General features: G+C 61.6%; 16 protein-coding genes. 6 read left to right on the plus strand and 10 right to left on the minus strand.

Annotated elements, in window-relative coordinates:
• Positions 1-19: 19 nt before the first annotated feature.
• The 3 genes from ybeY to miaB form a co-directional block, all read right to left on the minus strand.
• Positions 20-493 carry an rRNA maturation RNase YbeY gene (gene ybeY / locus AACV02_RS17180; RefSeq protein ID WP_119740904.1) on the minus strand — a complete coding sequence of 158 codons (474 nt, stop codon included), beginning with the start codon at positions 491-493 and terminating at the stop codon, positions 20-22.
• Positions 486-1,487, minus strand: coding sequence for a PhoH family protein (locus AACV02_RS17185; protein WP_106579362.1), 1,002 nt, complete (start codon positions 1,485-1,487; stop codon positions 486-488). The genes ybeY and AACV02_RS17185 overlap by 8 nt, the downstream gene beginning before the upstream one ends.
• A gap of 226 nt (positions 1,488-1,713) precedes the next feature.
• Entirely contained in the window at positions 1,714-3,042 is a 1,329-nt protein-coding gene (miaB, locus tag AACV02_RS17190; RefSeq protein ID WP_106579361.1) for a tRNA (N6-isopentenyl adenosine(37)-C2)-methylthiotransferase MiaB, read from the minus strand.
• Positions 3,043-3,173: 131 nt separating this feature from the next.
• On the opposite strand from miaB, the gene AACV02_RS17195 reads away from it, so the two are divergent.
• Positions 3,174-3,500, plus strand: coding sequence for a DUF1820 family protein (locus AACV02_RS17195; RefSeq protein ID WP_003194436.1), 327 nt, complete (start codon positions 3,174-3,176; stop codon positions 3,498-3,500).
• A gap of 128 nt (positions 3,501-3,628) precedes the next feature.
• On the opposite strand, the gene AACV02_RS17200 is transcribed toward AACV02_RS17195, so the two are convergent.
• From AACV02_RS17200 to AACV02_RS17215, 4 genes are all read right to left on the minus strand, one after another.
• Complete coding sequence (locus tag AACV02_RS17200; protein WP_119740906.1) at positions 3,629-4,189, minus strand: tetratricopeptide repeat protein; 561 nt, start codon at positions 4,187-4,189, stop codon at positions 3,629-3,631.
• A gap of 225 nt (positions 4,190-4,414) precedes the next feature.
• Complete coding sequence (hemL, locus tag AACV02_RS17205) at positions 4,415-5,698, minus strand: glutamate-1-semialdehyde 2,1-aminomutase (protein WP_119740908.1); 1,284 nt, start codon at positions 5,696-5,698, stop codon at positions 4,415-4,417.
• Between the two features lie 11 nt (positions 5,699-5,709).
• On the minus strand, positions 5,710-6,339 hold the full coding sequence (gene thiE / locus AACV02_RS17210) for a thiamine phosphate synthase (RefSeq protein ID WP_119740910.1): 630 nt from the start codon (positions 6,337-6,339) through the stop codon (positions 5,710-5,712).
• A gap of 19 nt (positions 6,340-6,358) precedes the next feature.
• Positions 6,359-7,156 (minus strand): hydroxymethylpyrimidine/phosphomethylpyrimidine kinase, encoded by a 798-nt coding sequence (locus AACV02_RS17215; RefSeq protein WP_119740912.1) that lies wholly within the window; start codon positions 7,154-7,156, stop codon positions 6,359-6,361.
• 286 nt (positions 7,157-7,442) lie between these two features.
• Here AACV02_RS17215 and AACV02_RS17220 point away from each other — a divergent pair, with 286 nt between their 5' ends.
• The 4 genes from AACV02_RS17220 to AACV02_RS17235 all read left to right on the plus strand — a co-directional run bounded on the left by AACV02_RS17220 (position 7,443) and on the right by AACV02_RS17235 (position 13,915).
• Positions 7,443-9,821 (plus strand): hybrid sensor histidine kinase/response regulator, encoded by a 2,379-nt coding sequence (locus AACV02_RS17220; protein ID WP_119740914.1) that lies wholly within the window; start codon positions 7,443-7,445, stop codon positions 9,819-9,821.
• Between the two features lie 89 nt (positions 9,822-9,910).
• Positions 9,911-11,560, plus strand: coding sequence for an acyl-CoA dehydrogenase family protein (locus tag AACV02_RS17225; protein ID WP_119740916.1), 1,650 nt, complete (start codon positions 9,911-9,913; stop codon positions 11,558-11,560).
• A 175-nt stretch (positions 11,561-11,735) separates the two neighbouring features.
• A complete protein-coding gene (amn, locus tag AACV02_RS17230; protein ID WP_164487962.1) occupies positions 11,736-13,208 on the plus strand; it encodes an AMP nucleosidase in 1,473 nt (490 codons plus the stop codon).
• 71 nt (positions 13,209-13,279) lie between these two features.
• Positions 13,280-13,915 (plus strand): pseudouridine synthase, encoded by a 636-nt coding sequence (locus tag AACV02_RS17235; protein WP_119740918.1) that lies wholly within the window; start codon positions 13,280-13,282, stop codon positions 13,913-13,915.
• Here the strand turns inward: AACV02_RS17235 and AACV02_RS17240 are convergent.
• Complete coding sequence (locus AACV02_RS17240; protein WP_007975837.1) at positions 13,910-14,119, minus strand: DUF2788 domain-containing protein; 210 nt, start codon at positions 14,117-14,119, stop codon at positions 13,910-13,912. The genes AACV02_RS17235 and AACV02_RS17240 overlap by 6 nt on opposite strands.
• A gap of 205 nt (positions 14,120-14,324) precedes the next feature.
• A complete protein-coding gene (locus AACV02_RS17245) occupies positions 14,325-14,804 on the minus strand; it encodes an Lrp/AsnC family transcriptional regulator (protein ID WP_003194418.1) in 480 nt (159 codons plus the stop codon).
• 442 nt (positions 14,805-15,246) lie between these two features.
• Here AACV02_RS17245 and AACV02_RS17250 point away from each other — a divergent pair, with 442 nt between their 5' ends.
• Positions 15,247-16,341: a DUF6515 family protein gene (locus tag AACV02_RS17250; RefSeq protein WP_106579353.1), complete on the plus strand. Its 1,095-nt coding sequence runs from the start codon at positions 15,247-15,249 to the stop codon at positions 16,339-16,341.
• Here AACV02_RS17250 and AACV02_RS17255 read toward each other — a convergent pair.
• A complete protein-coding gene (locus tag AACV02_RS17255) occupies positions 16,338-17,231 on the minus strand; it encodes a cation diffusion facilitator family transporter (RefSeq protein ID WP_119740920.1) in 894 nt (297 codons plus the stop codon). The genes AACV02_RS17250 and AACV02_RS17255 overlap by 4 nt on opposite strands.
• Positions 17,232-17,233 lie beyond the last annotated feature (2 nt).

Raw genomic sequence — 17,233 nt, forward strand, 5'->3', positions numbered from 1 at the left:
CTCTAAATCCTTTATTGTTTCAGTGAGGTGTAGTTTCGATTTCGTCGTCTGCATAAGGGTCGCGGTGACCCAATTCAGCAAGCAACGTTTGTTCCAGTGTTTCCATCTCTAGCGCTTCGTCATCGTCTATATGGTCGTAACCCAAGAGATGCAAGCAGCCGTGGATCACTAGATGGGCCCAATGGGCCTCAAGTTCCTTGCCTTGCTCCTTGGCTTCGCGTTCCACCACCTCGACACAGATCACCAGGTCGCCCAGCAGCGGGATGTCCAGTAACTCATCCGGCACGTCGGCCGGGAAGGACAGCACGTTGGTCGCGTAATCCTTTTGACGCCAAGTGTGATTCAGTTCGCGGCCTTCGGGCTCGTCCACCAGGCGGATGGTCAGCTCCGAGTCGGCGGTGCGCTGGCGCAGGGCCAGCGTGCACCATCGACGGAACTGTTCTTCGCTGGGGGCGGGCGCTTCGGTGGCCAGCTGCAGGTCAAGCTCAAGCATCGCGGCGAACGTCCTTGGCGGGTGCGTCGTCCTTGTGGTCGAAGCGCTCGTAGGCTTCGACGATGCGCTGCACCAGCGGGTGGCGCACTACGTCTTTGGGCATGAAATGCGTAAAGCTGATGCCCGGCACGTCCTTGAGCACTTCGATGACTTGGGCCAGGCCCGACTTGGTGCCCTTGGGCAGGTCGACCTGGGTCACGTCACCGGTGATCACGGCGGTTGAGCCGAAACCGATACGGGTCAGGAACATCTTCATCTGTTCGACGGTGGTGTTCTGGCTTTCGTCGAGGATGATGAAGCTGTTGTTCAGCGTACGCCCACGCATGTAGGCCAGCGGGGCGATCTCGATCACCTGGCGCTCGATCAGTTTGGCCACGTATTCAAAGCCGAGCATCTCGTACAGCGCGTCATAGAGCGGGCGCAGGTACGGGTCGATCTTCTGGGCCAGGTCGCCGGGCAGGAAGCCAAGCTTTTCGCCGGCCTCGACCGCCGGGCGCACCAACAGAATGCGGCGTACTTGCTCGCGCTCCAGGGCGTCCACCGCACAGGCCACGGCCAGATAGGTCTTGCCGGTACCGGCGGGGCCGATGCCGAAATTGATGTCGTTACCGAGGATTTCTTTGACGTAGCGCTGCTGATTCAAGCCGCGTGGGCGAATCATGCCTTTTTTGGTACGCAGGGCGACGCTGGCTTCGGCAACCGGGTTGTTCGCCAGGTCTTGCACGGCAGATTCCTGCAGGTACAGGTGCACGGTCTCCGGCGACAGCTCGCTACCCTTGGTTTCGCGGTAGAGGCGGCGGAGCAGGTTTTCTGCAGACGTGGTGTGCTGAGGTTCACCAATAAGCTCGAACTGATTGCCGCGGTTGCGGATCTCGATGCTCAGGCGTTGTTCGATCAGGCGCAGGTGCTCGTCGAACTGTCCGCACAGGTTGGCGAAACGGCGAGCCTCAAAAGGCTCGAGGAGAAAACGATGAGGTTCTATGGGTGCGTTCAAGGTCGCTTTTAGCCGCCCTTTGGCTGTTGAGGTGAAAGAGAGGATAACGCCAGCCGTCGACGTGCGAAAGCACTTATCTAGCCCAAGTGCAGCACGGTTCCCATGTGGGAGCGGGCTTGCTCGCGAATGCGGTGGGTCAGCTAATCCATGTATCAACTGATCTACCGCATTCGCGAGCAAGCCGGCTCCCACATTTTGATCTCTACCAGTCAGCAATATGGGTGGGTTACTGAACCAACGACCCGCGCAACGAGTGCGGTTGCGCCGCGTCAATGTGCACATCGGCAAACTGGCCGATCAGGGTCGGGTTGTCGCAGCGGAAGTTGACGATGCGGTTGTTTTCGGTACGGCCTTGCAGCTCGCCCGGGTCTTTTTTCGAATAGTCGGTGACCAGAATGCGCTGGATCGAGCCGACCATTTGTCGGCTGATTTCGAAACCTTGCTGGTTCAGGCGATGTTGCAGAGCATTGAGGCGCTCTTTTTTCAGCGCTTCGGGGGTTTCATCCGCCAAGTCGGCAGCCGGGGTGCCCGGGCGCTGGCTGTAGACGAACGAGTAGGAGAAGTCGAAACCGACGTCTTCGATCAGCTTCATGGTCTGCTCGAAATCTTTCTCGGTCTCCCCAGGAAAGCCGACGATGAAGTCCGAGCTGATGCAGATACCCGGCACCGCCGCGCGCAGTTTGCGCAGTTTGGATTTGTATTCCAGGGCGGTGTGGTTGCGCTTCATTGCCGACAGAATGCGGTCCGAGCCCGATTGCACCGGCAAGTGCAGGTGTTTGACCAGCTCCGGCACTTCGGCGTGGGCCTGGATCAGGCTGTCGGAGAACTCCAGCGGGTGCGAGGTGGTGTAGCGAATGCGCTCGATGCCATCGACGGCGGCCACCACGCGGATCAACTCCGCGAGGTCGGCCAGGCGACCATCGTGGGTCTGGCCGCGATAGCCGTTGACGTTTTGGCCCAGCAGGGTCACTTCGCGCACACCGTTTTCGGCCAGGTGGATAATTTCCGCCAGCACGTCATCAAACGGCCGGCTGACTTCTTCACCACGGGTGTAGGGCACCACGCAGAAGGTGCAGTACTTGCTGCAGCCTTCCATCACCGACACATAGGCGCTCGGGCCGTCGATGCGCGGCTCGGGCAAGTGGTCGAATTTTTCGATTTCCGGGAACGACACATCCACCTGCGGCAGCTTGGTGATACGTGCCGCGTCGATCATTTCCGGCAGGCGGTGCAAGGTTTGCGGGCCGAAGACCACGTCGACGTAGGGCGCGCGGTCGCGGATCGCGGCGCCTTCCTGGCTGGCCACGCAGCCGCCAACGGCAATCACCATGTCCGGGTTGGCCAGTTTTAACTCGCGCCAGCGGCCCAGCTGGGAGTACACACGGTCCTGGGCGCGCTCACGAATCGAGCAGGTATTGAGCAGGATAACGTCGGCATCTTCGGCGCGGGCGGTGACTTCCAGGGCCTGATGTTCGCCCAGCAGATCGACCATGCGCGAGCTGTCGTACTCGTTCATCTGGCAACCGTGGGTTTCGATGTAAAGCTTCTTGGCCATGGGAATCATCAACTGGTGGTAAAGAACCGCGCATTATAGGGGGCATGCCCATTGGTTCCTAGCGTTGTGCATCGGGTGCCATGCTATAGTTCGCGCCCTCTTTTTTATCCCCGATGTGTTATTCGCCCACCATGACCAAACGTGAAGCTCCAATCTATAAGGTGATTTTCCTTAACCAGGGCCAGGTGTTCGAAATGTACGCCAAGCAGATCTATCAAAGTGATCTGTGGGGCTTCCTGGAAGTGGAAGAGTTCGTCTTTGGCGAGCGCACCCAGTTGGTCGTCGATCCGGGCGAGGAAAAACTGAAGGCGCAGTTTGAAGGCGTGGTGCGCAGCTTTGTGCCGATGCATTCGATTGTGCGCATCGACGAAGTCGAGCGCCTGGGCACGCCGAAGATCAGCGAGGCGCGGGGTACCAGCAATGTCATGCCGTTTCCGATGCCGATGCCTGAGAAGTAGGGCGTTAGACCGAGGTGTGCCCATCGCAGGCAAGCCCGCCCCCACATTCGACCGCGTTCCAACGCTGGAACTCGGTCAAGTGTGGGAGCGGGCTTGCTCGCGAATGGGCCTAAAAAGGCACTGAAAATTTAAGGCAATGGCGAGAACGGCGAACGCCCATCCGCACTCTGCAATTCCTGCAAGTAATTGCGGAAGATCTGGCCCAGCACCTGGGTTGCCACTTCCAACTCATCACGCTGCATGTGCTCGGCGACTTCGTCGGCGGTGTCCAGCGCGTCTTCAGCGCCGTTGACCGCGGCCATTTTCAGCACGATATACGCCTGGACGTTGTTGGCCGGCACGCCTTCGCCTTTGAAGAACATGTTGCCCAACTGAAATTGCGCCTGGGCGTGGCCCTGCAACGACGCTTTCTCGAAGTAGCTCAAGGCTTTGTTGAGGTCGCGCGCGGGGTTTTTGTCGTCGTGGTAGTACTCGCCCAACTCGTATTGCGCCTGCGCGTCCCCGCCGTCGGCCTGTTTCTGGCACGCGCTCAGGGCTTCGGCCTGGCTGTCTGGCTGGGTATTGAGGGTGCAACGACCCATCGCTGGGATTAACAACGAGTTGCCGCCTGCTTGTGCTTGTGCATGTGCCAGCAGCGGCTGAAGGAGCAACAGGCAGCCCAGAACCAGGGTGCGGCCGGTGCGTTTCATGGGAATCGACTTACCTCTGACGGGGCGCGCGGACCCTAGGGGGTCCAATAAGCGCGCATTATGAAATAAGCAGGCCTCTGCTTACAAAGTCTTTACTCGTTTTTCTGCTGCGTGGGCAAGTTATCTGCCGGATTGCAGGTGATTTCTCGAAAAATGCAGGAAAGCGCTGTAAGCAAAGTAGCAAATTCTGACGTCACCCAAGGCAACGTCAGCTTGATATGCCCCTTATTTCAGGGCCGCGAAGGCACGCTCGGCAGCATCCAGGGTCAATTTCAACTCTGCATCGCCATGGGCGATCGAGGTGAAGCCCGCTTCAAAGGCGCTCGGTGCCAGGTAAACGCCGCCTTCCAGCATCAGGTGGAAGAAGCGCTTGAACAGGTCGGCATCGCTGCCCATCACGTCATCGAAGGTGACGATATCGTCGGCACCGCTGAAGTACAGGCCGAACATGCCGCCGGCTTGCGTGGTGACGAACGGGATACCGGCAGCATCGGCGCGCTGTTGCAGGCCATCGAGCAGGCGCGTGGTGTAGTCGGTCAGCTCGGCGTGAAAACCCGGGCGGCTGATCAGGCGCAAGGTGGCCAGGCCGGCCGCCATCGCCAATGGGTTACCGGACAAGGTGCCCGCCTGGTACACCGGGCCCAGTGGCGCGATGTGCTGCATGATGTCGCGCTTGCCGCCGAAGCAACCCACCGGCATGCCGCCGCCAATGATCTTGCCGAAGGTGCTCAGGTCCGGCGTGACGCCGTAGTAGGCCTGGGCGCCGCCGAGGGCGACACGGAAACCGGTCATGACTTCGTCGAAAATCAGCACTACGCCGTGCTTGTCGCACTGCTCGCGCAGGCCTTCAAGGAAACCAGGCGCCGGCGGTACGCAGTTCATGTTGCCGGCGACCGGCTCGACGATGATGCACGCCACCTCTTGGCCCACTTCACTGAGCATCTGCTCGACCGCAGCGATGTCGTTGAACGGCAGGGTCAGGGTGTGCTTGGCGAAGGCCGCCGGTACACCGGCCGAGCTTGGTACGCCCTGGGTCAGCGCGCCGGAACCGGCTTTTACCAGCAGGCTGTCGGAGTGGCCGTGGTAGCAGCCTTCGAACTTGATGATGCTGTCGCGGCCGGTAAAACCACGGGCCAGGCGAATCGCGCTCATGGTGGCCTCGGTGCCGGAGCTGACCATGCGCACCATTTCCATCGACGGCACGATCGAGCACACCAAGTCCGCCATTTCGGTTTCCATGGCGGTCGGGGCGCCGTAGGACAGGCCGTGTTGCAACTGCTGGCGCACCGCATCGAGCACGTCCGGGTGGCTGTGGCCGAGGATCATCGGGCCCCAGGAACCCACGTAGTCAACGTAGCGCTTGTCATCTTCGTCGGTGACGTAGGCGCCTTCGGCATGCTTGAAGAACAACGGCGTGCCGCCCACGCTCTTGAACGCACGCACGGGGGAGTTCACACCGCCGGGAATGTGTTTCTGAGCATTGGCAAACAGGGTTTCGGAACGGGACATGGTCGGGCTCTCTAAACTGAAATTTTAAGAAGATCGTTGAATGCGCGCGCGCGGCGCGTGACTTCCTGGGTGCTGTCGGCACCGAACAGGCCGTGCACCACGGCGAGCAGGTCGGCACCGTGGGCCACCAGCGGTTCGGCGTTTTCCAGGGTGACGCCGCCGATCACGCAGATCGGCAGCTGCAGGCGCGCGCGGGCCTGGGCCAGCATTTCAACGGTGGCGGCGGGTGCGCCGGGCTTGGTGTTGGAATTGAAGAAGCGGCCGAAGGCGACGTAGCTGGCGCCTTCTTTGGCGGCCTGTTCGGCCAATTCGATCTGGCTGTGGCAGGTGGCGCCGATGATCGCTTTGGAACCGAGCAACGCTCGGGCCGGAGTCAGTGGGCCGTCGGTTTGGCCCAGGTGTACGCCCACGCCCAGGCGCGCGGCCAGTTCGGCGTCGTCATTGATAATAAGCTGGGTCTTGTAGCGCGAGCACAGCTCGCGCAGTTTCTCCGCTTCTCGCAGGCGGCGGGCTTCATCGCTGCTTTTGTCGCGGTACTGCAGCAGGGTTACACCGCCGTCCAATGCCGCTTCGACGTAGGCGAGAAATTTGCCGGCCAACAGTTGGCTGTCGGTAATGGCATACAGGCCACGTAGTTTCATCGGGCAGGCCTCTTGTGCTTTAAGAGCAGAAATCCAGCGGCAAACGGCGCGGCACAAACTGGCCCTGGCCGAGTTGTTCGGCGTCACGCAAGGTGCGCCACGTGTAGTTGAGCGCTGACTGCACGGCGCTGACCAGGCTTTCGCCCTGGGCGATGCGACCAGCCAGTGCGCTGGCCAGCGTGCAGCCCGAACCATGATAGCTGCCGGGCAGGCGCTGGCAGGTAAAGGTCTGGCGCGTGCCGTCGCGGCTGTACAGGCGATTGTGCACTTCATGCTCGTCGCCGTGGCCGCCGGTGATCAGCAAGTGCTTGATAAACGGCAGCAGCTTCTCGGCGCATTGGTCCGCGGTGCCCTCAGGCAATTCGGCGAGGATGCGCGCTTCAGGCAAGTTGGGCGTGGCGATCAGCGACAACGGCAGCAGCCGCTCGCGCATGGCGTAGCCGACTTCGTCCTTGCCCAGGCTGCCACCGCCGCCGGCCCGCAGCACCGGGTCGCACACCACCGGCAGGTGCGGGTGCGCCTGCAGCAGTTCGACCACGGTGTCGACCATCGCGGTGGAGCCGAGCATGCCAAGCTTGACCGCCGCCACCTCGGAATCGCCGAGCACGGCATTCGCCTGGGCCAGGACCCACTCGCGGTCGAGCACGCGGAAATCGCTGACATTGACGGTGTTCTGCACGGTCAGGGCGGTGACGGCGGGAGCCGCATGACAGCCTTGGGCGAGCAGGGCTTCGATATCTGCCTGCAGGCCGGCGCCACCACTTGGGTCATGGCCGGAGAGACAGAGGACAACGGGGCGAGAGCTGTAGATATTCATGGTGCGCGAGCTTACCACCAAACGCTTTTTGCGTGGCTGTCTGGCGATGGTTGAATTTTGCCGCTGCCCAAGTGTAATTGTGGCTGATAGCCATTATCGAGCGTTGCGGCATAAATCCGTTGAAAGCCGCGTTCTAGAGCCTTTCAAAAAATTATTTCAATGGTGTCTAATGGCCTCCAGCGGCTATGCTAGAGTGGATCCAAACAACTTACTGTATCGCCGGTATACGTCTTCTCAAAAGGAATGGGGGCTTTTGACATAACCGGACAGGCCACGCTGGGGCTCTATGCGCTATTTGCTGATCTTATTATTGTGCGGGCTGCCAATGCTCGCCGGCGCCGTCGAGTTCAATCAGAGCACTCGAAGCCTGCCGCTGGGCCGGGTCATGCAAGTACTCGAAGACCCTACCGACGCCCTCACCATCGCCCAAGTCAGTTCCCCCGCCTACGCCGCCCAGTTCAAGACCCACGACCAAGCCACCCTCAATGCCGGCTATTCACGTTCGGTGTTCTGGCTCAAGGTCGACCTGCATTACACCGCCACTGACCCGCGCGCGCCGCGTACCTGGTTCCTGGAGCTGGCGTACCCGCCGCTGAACCGCCTGGACCTGTACCAGAACGACGGCACCGGCGGCTACCGACTGACCACTCGCACCGGCAGTGCACTGCCCTTTTCCAGCCGTGAAGTGCGCCAGAGCAACTACCTGTTCAAGCTCAACTTTGTGCCCGACCAGCAGCAAACCGTGTACCTGCGCCTGCAGAGCGAAGGCTCGATCCAGGCGCCGTTGACGCTCTGGGCCGGCACCGCCTACCTGGAAGAACAGCCACTGCGCCTGTATGTACTGGGCGCTATCTACGGCGTACTGCTGGGGATGCTGGTCTACAACCTGTTTATCTACCTCAGCGTGCGCGACACCAGCTACCTCTATTACATCCTTTATATCGCCTCGTTCGGCCTGTACCAGCTGTCGGTCAATGGCGTGGCCGTGGAGTACTTCTGGCCGAACAACCCGTGGTGGTCGAATGCGGCGGTGCCGTTCCTGATCGGGTCGGCGGCGCTGTTCGGCAGCCTGTTTGTGCGCAGCTTCCTGCACACCGCGCAGCATAGCCGCTGGCTCGACCGGATCTTGCTGGCGCTGGCGACCTGCGGCGCGGTGGTGATGGTGCTGGCGCTGCTGACCAGCTATGCGGTGGCCCTGCGCCTGGCTACCGGTCTGGCGCTGGTGTTTACCGTGACCATCTTTGTTGCCGCGATCAAGGCGTGGTATTGCGGCCAGCGCATGGCGCGGTATTTCATCATCGCCTGGTCGGCATTCCTGCTCGGCGGGGTGGTCAACACCCTGATGGTGTTGGGCTACTTGCCCAACATGTTCCTCACCATGTACGCCAGCCAGCTCGGTTCTGCGATTGAGGTGGCGCTGCTCTCGTTGGCCCTGGCGGACCGCATCAATGGCATGCGTGAGCAGCAGGCGCAAATCCTGTTCGACGCCAGCCAGAAACTCGAAGTGCTCAACCAGCAGCTCGCGCGCAGCAATCGTCTGAAAGACGAATTCCTCGCCACCCTGACCCATGAACTGCGCACCCCGATGAACGGCGTGATCGGCTCCCTTGAGCTGATGCAAACCGTGCCGCTGGACGATGACCTGGCGCAGTACCAGCAAACCGCCGCCGGCTCGGCGCGGGACATGATGCGCATGGTCAACGGCATTCTCACTCTGACCGAACTGCAGGCCGGGCGCCTGACCGCCCAACCCCAGGTGTTCAGCCTGCGCGGCGCGCTCGACACCTTGCGTCAACAGTTCAGTACCGGCGCCCAGAACAAGGGCCTGGCATTCTCCATCGACGTGGCGGACGAGTTGCCGGACCGCGTGATCGGCGATGCCGACAAACTGATCCAGTGCCTGGATTGCCTGCTCGACAACGCGTTCAAGTTCACCCACGAAGGCGCCGTGCGCGTGCGTGTGGTGGGGGTTCCACAGAGCGATGGCAGCTTGCGCCTGAGCTTTATCGTCACCGACAGTGGTATTGGCTTCGCTTTCCTCGACGAGGCCACGCTGTATCAGCGCTTCTTCCAGCTCGACGGCTCGACCACCCGCGAATACGGCGGCCTGGGCATCGGCCTGGCGATCTGCCGACAGCTGATCGAGCTGCTCGGTGGGCGCCTGACCCATCATTCGGAGCCGCGCAAGGGCAGCCGGTTCCAACTCGAAGTGACGGTTAGCCCGGTGCCTCCCGAACCCAAAGCGACGCCCCAGGAAACCTTGACGCAGCGCGCGCCCCACGAGTGCGCGGTGCTGCTGGTGGACGACAACAGCGTCGGCCAGTTGACGGTGCGTGGCATGCTGCTCAAGCTGGGCTATCGGGTGAAAACCGTGGACAACGGTTCGTCTGCGCTGGCGATGTTGCAGAGTGAAACGTTTGATGCGGTGCTGCTGGACGTGCCTGAAGGCGGGTTCTCATTGTGCTGTCAGATCCGTGCACTGCCTGGGTGTGGCGAACTGCCGGTGATCGCCCTGACGACGTCCCTCAATGGCACGGACCGCGAGCGCTGCCATGGCATTGGCATCACGGACCGGCTGGCCAAGCCTGTGCGTTTTGAAGCGCTGCAGGCGGTGCTGGAGCGTCGGCTGCTGTGCCCGTTAGAGGGCGAAAGCGCCGGACATTAGGCGGGTATGCCACTTTTTTAAGCCCCGTGACGGTGCTTAACTGAAATTCAGGCCTCAACTGCACGTGGCCTTTTTCCAGGAGGCCCGTCATGAACCTGCATCAGTTCGCCGAAACCCACGACGTCACCAATCAGCCACCGTCCCTGGACGGCACCAACCTGTACCGCATTGACGTGCCCCTGCAAGACTGGTCGCGCCGCTTTGGCGCCGGCTGGGCCCATGCGCGTATCGATGCGTATGGCGCACTGGCGGGCGGGCCGTTGATGGCAGCCGGGTTCCTGGCAAACGAGAACAAGCCGGTGTTCAACAGCCATGACCGTTATGGCCATCGCATCGACTGGGTGGCGTTTCATCCGGCGTACCACGAGCTGATGCGCACCGCCGTCGAACATGGCCTGCCGTCGCTGCCGTGGGCGCACCCGCAACCCGGCGCCCACGTGGCGCGCGCCGCCATGACCTACCTGCACAGCCAGGCCGAAGCGGGCACCGGTTGCCCGCTGACCATGACCTTCGCCTGCGTGCCGGCCCTGCGCCTGCAACCGGATCTGGCGCAGACCTGGCTGCCGAAAATCCTCAGCACCGAATACGACCCGCGCAATGTCGGCATCGCCCACAAGGCCGGGGCCACCATCGGCATGGCCATGACCGAGAAGCAGGGTGGCACCGACGTGCGCGCCAACACCACCCGCGCGTATCCGGTGGGCGCGGGCGGCCCAGGGCAAGCCTACGAGCTGGTGGGGCACAAGTGGTTCTGCTCGGCGCCGATGTGTGACGCGTTCCTCACGCTGGCGCAGACCGACAAAGGCTTGACCTGTTTCCTGCTGCCCCGGCACCGCCCGGATGACACCCGCAACGAGTTCTACATCCAGCGCCTGAAAAACAAACTCGGCAACTGCTCCAACGCCTCCAGCGAAGTGGAATTTCGTGGCGCGCTGGCCTGGATGATCGGCGAAGAGGGCCGTGGCGTGCCGACCATTATCGAAATGGTCGCCATGACCCGCTTCGACTGCATGGTTGGCTCCAGCGCGCTGATGCGTCAGGCGTTGACCCAGGCCAGTCATCATTGTGCGCACCGCTTGGTAGGTGGCCGTGTGTTGAGTGAGCAGCCGCTGATGCAAAACGTATTGGCTGACCTGGCCCTGGAAAGCGAGGCGTCGCTGGCATTGAGCATGCGCATGGGCCGGGCGCTGGACCATCTGGATAACGAGCAGGAAGCCAAATTCGCCCGGCTGGTGACGGCAGTGGGCAAGTATTGGATCTGCAAGCGCGCGCCAGCAATGATCAACGAGGCGGCCGAGTGCATGGGCGGTGCCGGGTATGTCGAGGACAGCATCCTGCCGCGCTTGTACCGTGAGGCGCCGGTTAATTCAACGTGGGAAGGTTCCGGCAATGTGCAGTGCCTGGACGTGTTGCGGGCACTGTCGAAAGAGCCGGGCGTGCTCGAGGCGCTGTTTGTCGAACTCGGGGACGGGCATGGCCACACGCAACTGGCGCGGCATATCGAGCAGCTTAAGTCGGCGTTTATGGACACCCAGGACATCCAGTACCGCGCGCGCCAATTGACCGAGGACATTGCCGTGGCGTTGCAGGCCAAACTGTTGCTGGAGGCCGGGAACGCGGCGGTCAGTGATGGCTTTATTGCCAGCCGCTTGGGGGAGTCGTCCGGTCGGGTGTATGGCACCTTGCCGCGTGGGGTGGATGTGGGAGCTATCGTCACCCGCTCAACCCCAACCCTCTGACTACACGCGGTCAAAATGTGGGAGCGCGAATACGGTCTGTCAGTGACTGATTAGGTGACTGATACACCGCATTCGCGAGCAAGCCCGCTCCCACATTATTAACCGCATTCCAATCCCACTGTTTCAGTGAGGCTGGGATACAGGCAAGATAAAGGCCTGCAAGTCAGAACACAGGATGCTTACCGTGACCGAAGCTTTTGTTGTCGTTCAAACCGCCGAAGAAGCCGTGGATCGGCTGGCGGCTCTTCACGAGCGTGCTACCGGTGCGCTCAATCAAGCCCTCAAGCAATACCTCAAGGACCGCGTCGAGCCCGACGCCGCGCAACGCGCGTTGTTTCGCTATCCAGAACTGCGCCTGACCTACCACTGCCACGGCGAAGTCCCACAGACGACTCGGGCGTACGCCAAGGTTCAGCTGCCGGGAACCTACAGCGTCACCGTCACCCATCCGGCCGCGTTCCGTAAGTACCTGCTGGAGCAACTGGTGCCGCTGATGCACGACTTCACCGTGACGGTAGAAGTCGGCGTGAGCCAACAGAATATTCCTTACCCGTATGTGGTGGAGCAGGGCGACGAACTGGCCGGCTCCGGCGTGACTGCCGCAACCCTGGCGCGGGTGTTCCCCAGCACCGACCTGTCCGCGGCCACCGACGGTATCGCCGATGGCCTTTACGACTGGGAAAACACCGACCCGCTGCCGCTGGCGCTGTTCGATGCCGCCCGCGTGGACTTTTCCCTGCGCCGCCTGGTGCACTACACCGGCAGCGACTGGCGCCATGTGCAGCCGTGGATCCTGCTGACCAACTACCATCGCTATGTTGACCAGTTCATCCTGCATGGCCTGGAGCAATTGCGCAGTGACCCGCGGTTTATCCGCATGGTGCTGCCGGGCAACGTGATCATCGACAAGAGCATGGACCACGGCGAAGCCTCGGCCATTGCGGCGGGCGTGGTCTGGCACCGTTATCAGATGCCGGCCTATCACCTGCAGGCCACTGATGGCCACGGCGTGACCCTGGTGAACATTGGCGTTGGCCCATCGAATGCGAAGAACATCACCGATCATTTGGCCGTGCTGCGCCCGCATTGCTGGCTGATGATTGGCCACTGCGGCGGCCTGCGCCAATCCCAGACCATTGGCGATTACGTACTGGCCCACGCCTACATGCGCCGCGACGGGATTCTGGACCGCGTGGTGCCGCCGAATATTCCGATCCCGGCCCTGGCCGAAGTGCAGATGGCCCTGCAGCAAGCGGCGGCCAACGTCACTGGCGAGAAAGGCGAAGAGCTGAAAAAGCGCCTGCGCACCGGCACCGTGTTGACCTACGACGACCGCAACTGGGAGCTGCGTTGGGCCCAGGAACGGCCGCTGATCAACCTGTCCCGCGCCGTGGCCGTGGACATGGAAAGCGGCACCATCGCCGCCCAGGGCTATCGTCTGCGGGTGCCGTATGGCACGTTGCTGTGCGTCTCGGACAAGCCGCTGCACAGCGAGATCAAGCTGCCGGGTTCGGCCAACGCGTTCTATGAGCGTGCGGTCAGCCAGCACTTGAAGATCGGCATCGAGGCGGTGGACCTGTTGCGCACCGAACTCAACTCGCTGCACTCGCGCAAACTGCGCAGCTTCGACGAGCCGCCGTTCCGCTAAGCGGTTGGGATGGTCATTTAGCGGTCAGGCCACTAGCATTGTCGGTCCTGACCGTTAGATGTTCCTTTGCCATGTCCCGTCCCACCCGTCCCGATTCGCGCCGCCCTGGCGTGAAACCTGCGTATTGCGCTCCCCGTCGTGTCGCCAAGGCACCACCGGCCGAGCCGAAGTTGATCCTGTTCAATAAACCCTTCGACGTGCTGACCCAGTTCAGCGACGAAGGCGGGCGCGCGACCCTCAAGGATTTTATCGACATCCCCGGTATCTACCCGGCTGGCCGCCTGGACCGTGACAGCGAGGGCCTGCTGCTGCTGACCAACGATGGTCAACTGCAGGCCCGGATTGCCGACCCCAAGCACAAGCTGGCGAAAACCTACTGGGTGCAAGTCGAGGGCGAACCGACCGAAGAGCAATTGCAGCGCCTGCGTGACGGCGTGGAGCTTAACGACGGCATGACCTTGCCCGCGCAAGCCCGGCAGTTGGACGAACCTGAATTGTGGCCGCGCAATCCGCCGGTGCGTTTTCGCAAGAGCGTGCCCACGTATTGGCTGGAGCTGGTGATTCGTGAAGGGCGTAACCGCCAGGTACGGCGCATGACCGCAGCGGTGGGCCTGCCGACTTTGCGCTTGGTGCGCGTACGTATCGGGGACTGGTCGATTGATGGCCTGGATCAGGGCCAATGGAAGGAAGCGCCGGCGCGTTTATAAGGCGCCGGACTCGATCAGGCCGATCACCACGCTCTTGATGATGAACGCGGCCACGCCCAGGCCCAGTACGAAGAACAGAATGAACGAGCCAAAGCGCCCGGCCTTGGATTTCTTCGCCAGGTCCCAAACGATAAAGCCCATGAAAATGATCAGAATGGTGACCAGGCCGGTCATCATCCATTCTTCAAACACGGCGGGGTCGATGTTGTTCATGTGAGCATTTTCCGGCAGGGCAGGCGGGAAGTATAAAGCAGGGCTTCAGGCGCAACATTGACCTGAGTCGAAGTGCAATCCAAATGTGGGAGCGGGCTTGCTCGCGAATGCGGTCTGTCAGTTAACGAATAGGTAACTGATCCACCGCATTCGCGAGCAAGCCCGCTCCCACATTGGATCTTCATTGATTTCGCGATCAGGTACGCAGGTGGGTCAGCGGCAATTCTGTGCTGTTGAGTACCTGGTTGAGTACAAAACTCGACCGCACGCTGGTCACCCCTTCAATGCGGGTCAGGTGGCCCAGTAGCAGTTTCTGGTAGTGATCCATGTCCGGCACCACCACTTTCAACTGATAGTCCGCATCCATGCCAGTGACCAAACTGCATTCCAGTACTTGCGGCAGTGTGCGGATGGCCGCTTCGAAATTTTCGAAACGCTCGGGTGTGTGGCGGTCCATGCCGATCAGCACATAGGCCGTGAGGCTCAGGCCGAGCATCTTGCGATCGAGCAAGGCGACCTGGCGCGCGATGTAACCATCGTCCTCAAGCTGCTTGACCCGGCGCGAGCAGGGCGAAGGCGACAAGCCGATGCGCTCGGCCAACTCCTGGTTGGAGATCCTCGCGTCGCGCTGCAATTCCGCCAAAATACTCAGGTCGTATCGGTCAAGCTTGCTCATTGGGTTGGCCTTTGTCGTAACTATTGCGGCGAATTATCTATGAAGGGTTAAAAATTGCGCAAGCACTGTTTATTGACGCAATCTTCGCAATCATCTGTCGGCGCGGCGGGCCTATGATTACCAACAGAATCACCGCCTGGACAACAGTCCACTGCAGCCCGCCCAATCAGGCCCGCTGCGGCCGCCGCCCCAGCAGGGTTGAGCCGGCCTCCAGGCTGCACACTGTCCACAAGACGGCGTGAGGTGAGCCAACGTCAAAAGCGTTGAGCACGGACGAAATTCTCAAGGGGTGGCCGACGGGTCACCCCTTTTTCTTTGCGCGCGTTTTTACCCGAAAAAATACTTCTCGTGACTGATAACCTGTCTCAGAACCGGGCGAGGCTTTTCCAGTCTCATCTATGAGGCCGGACGTTCTAGGCCCTTATCCGCAGTGAGGAATAGCATGAAGCGCATCTGGCGTATGGCAGGTGTAGGTTTGCTGATGATGACCGTTGGCTCGCACGTGATGGCCGACGACCCGCGCTCTGAAGGGGGCGGTCAGCATGAAAGAGGTCCCGAAGGCGGACGGCAAGGCAACGAACAGCCGCGACCGCAAAATAACCAACCACGTCCGCAAAACAATCAACCGCGCCCGGAAATCAACCAGCCGCGCCCGCAGAACCCGCATGTCGAGAACAACCAGCCTCGGCCGCAAAACCAGCATTTTGATCGCGCCGAGCAACAGCAGCACGGCGGTGGGCAATGGCAAGGTCGCCCGCAAGGTGCCGAACAGCCTCGGCCGGCGCCGCAGCCCGCGAATAACCTGCCGATTCAGGGGCGCCCGGACACGGTTCGGCAAACCCAGGAGCCGCGCCAGGGCCACTATCAAGACATCCCGCGCCGTAACGATGGCAACCAGCATTGGCAGGCCGGCAATGGCCCCGGGCGCCCGGGTGGCGGCTTCAACAATGGTCACCCCAACGACAACCGCTGGCCGGGTCGCCCCAGTGGGCACGGCAATGGTTGGGGCCCTGGCCCGCAATATCGCCCCGGCTATACAGTGGATCGGTTTCCCGACCGCAACTACCGCGTGCCTTACCGTGGCCAGGATTACTTCTTCTCCGGCGGTTACTGGTATCGCCCGCAAGGCCCGCGTTATGTCGTGGTGACGCCCCCGTACGGCATCCGCGTGCAATACCTGCCGGACTATGCGCGCGAAGTGTGGGTGGGAAGCGCGCTGTTCTTCCTTGCAGCGGGTTCGTACTACACCTACGAAAACGCCACCCAGCAGTACGTGGTGGTGCAGCCGCCGACAGAGGTGCCGGCACCGCAACCTGCGCCGCAAGGCAATGGCTATGACGTGGTGGCCTACCCGGCCAACGGCCAGTCACCGGCGCAGGTGCAGCAGGACGGCTACGACTGTTATCGCTGGGCAGTGCAACAAAGCGGTTTTGACCCACGGACCGTCACCTACGCCCCGGACCCTGCGGTGGTGCAAACCTACCGCCAGGCCCAGGGCAACTGCCTCACCAGTCGCGGGTATCAGGTGCAGTACTAAGCCTTATTGCCCGTGACCACTTCCCGCGGGTCGGCGTGCACCAGCACTTCGGCGCGCGGGTAGGCGTTGTGAATGGCATCGGCGGCCTGGTCGCTGATGCCGTGGGCAACCGACAACGATAATTCCCCCGGCAACTCCAGATGCAGTTGCACGAACCAGTGGCTGCCGGAAATCCGTGTGCGCAAATCATGCGCACCCAACACGCCCGGCACACCGCGCGCGAGTTCCAGCATGTGCTGGCTCACTTCGGCTGGCAGTTCCTCGTCCATCAACACCGCAAAGCTTTCGCGGGCGATCTGGATGGCGCTCCACAAAATGTACGCGGCGATACCCAGGCCGAACCACGCATCAACCTGACTGAAGCCAAACCCCGCCAACACCAACGCCACCAGAATGCTGCCATTGAGCATCAAGTCCGAACGGTAGTGCAGCGAGTCCGCGCGCACGGCGTTGGAGCCGGTTTCGCGGATCACCCGGTGTTGCAGCATCAGCAGCGCCACCGTCATCACCAGCGAAAACACGATGACCCCGATGCTCAGCCAAGGCGCGCCGACCGGTTCCGGATGGTGCAGACGCTGGTACGCCTGGAACGCGATCAGCACCGCACTGCCGGCGATAAACAACGCCTGGGCCATGCCCGACAGCGACTCCGCCTTGCCATGCCCGTATCGGTGATCATCGTCGGCCGGGCGCAGCGCGTAATGCACTGCCAGTAGGTTCAGCAAAGAGGTCACGCCATCGAGCAGCGAGTCGGTCAACCCGGCGAGCATGCTCACCGAGCCACTGAACCACCAGGCGATGGCCTTGGTAATAATCAGCGCACAGGCCACGCCCACCGACGCGCGAGTGGCCAGGCGCAAGAGCCTTGCGTGTTCGGGACTGCTGGTCATAA

Origin of the sequence: Pseudomonas sp. Larv2_ips, from assembly GCF_963879675.1 — a bacterium.
In the GTDB taxonomy this organism is placed as follows: domain Bacteria; phylum Pseudomonadota; class Gammaproteobacteria; order Pseudomonadales; family Pseudomonadaceae; genus Aquipseudomonas.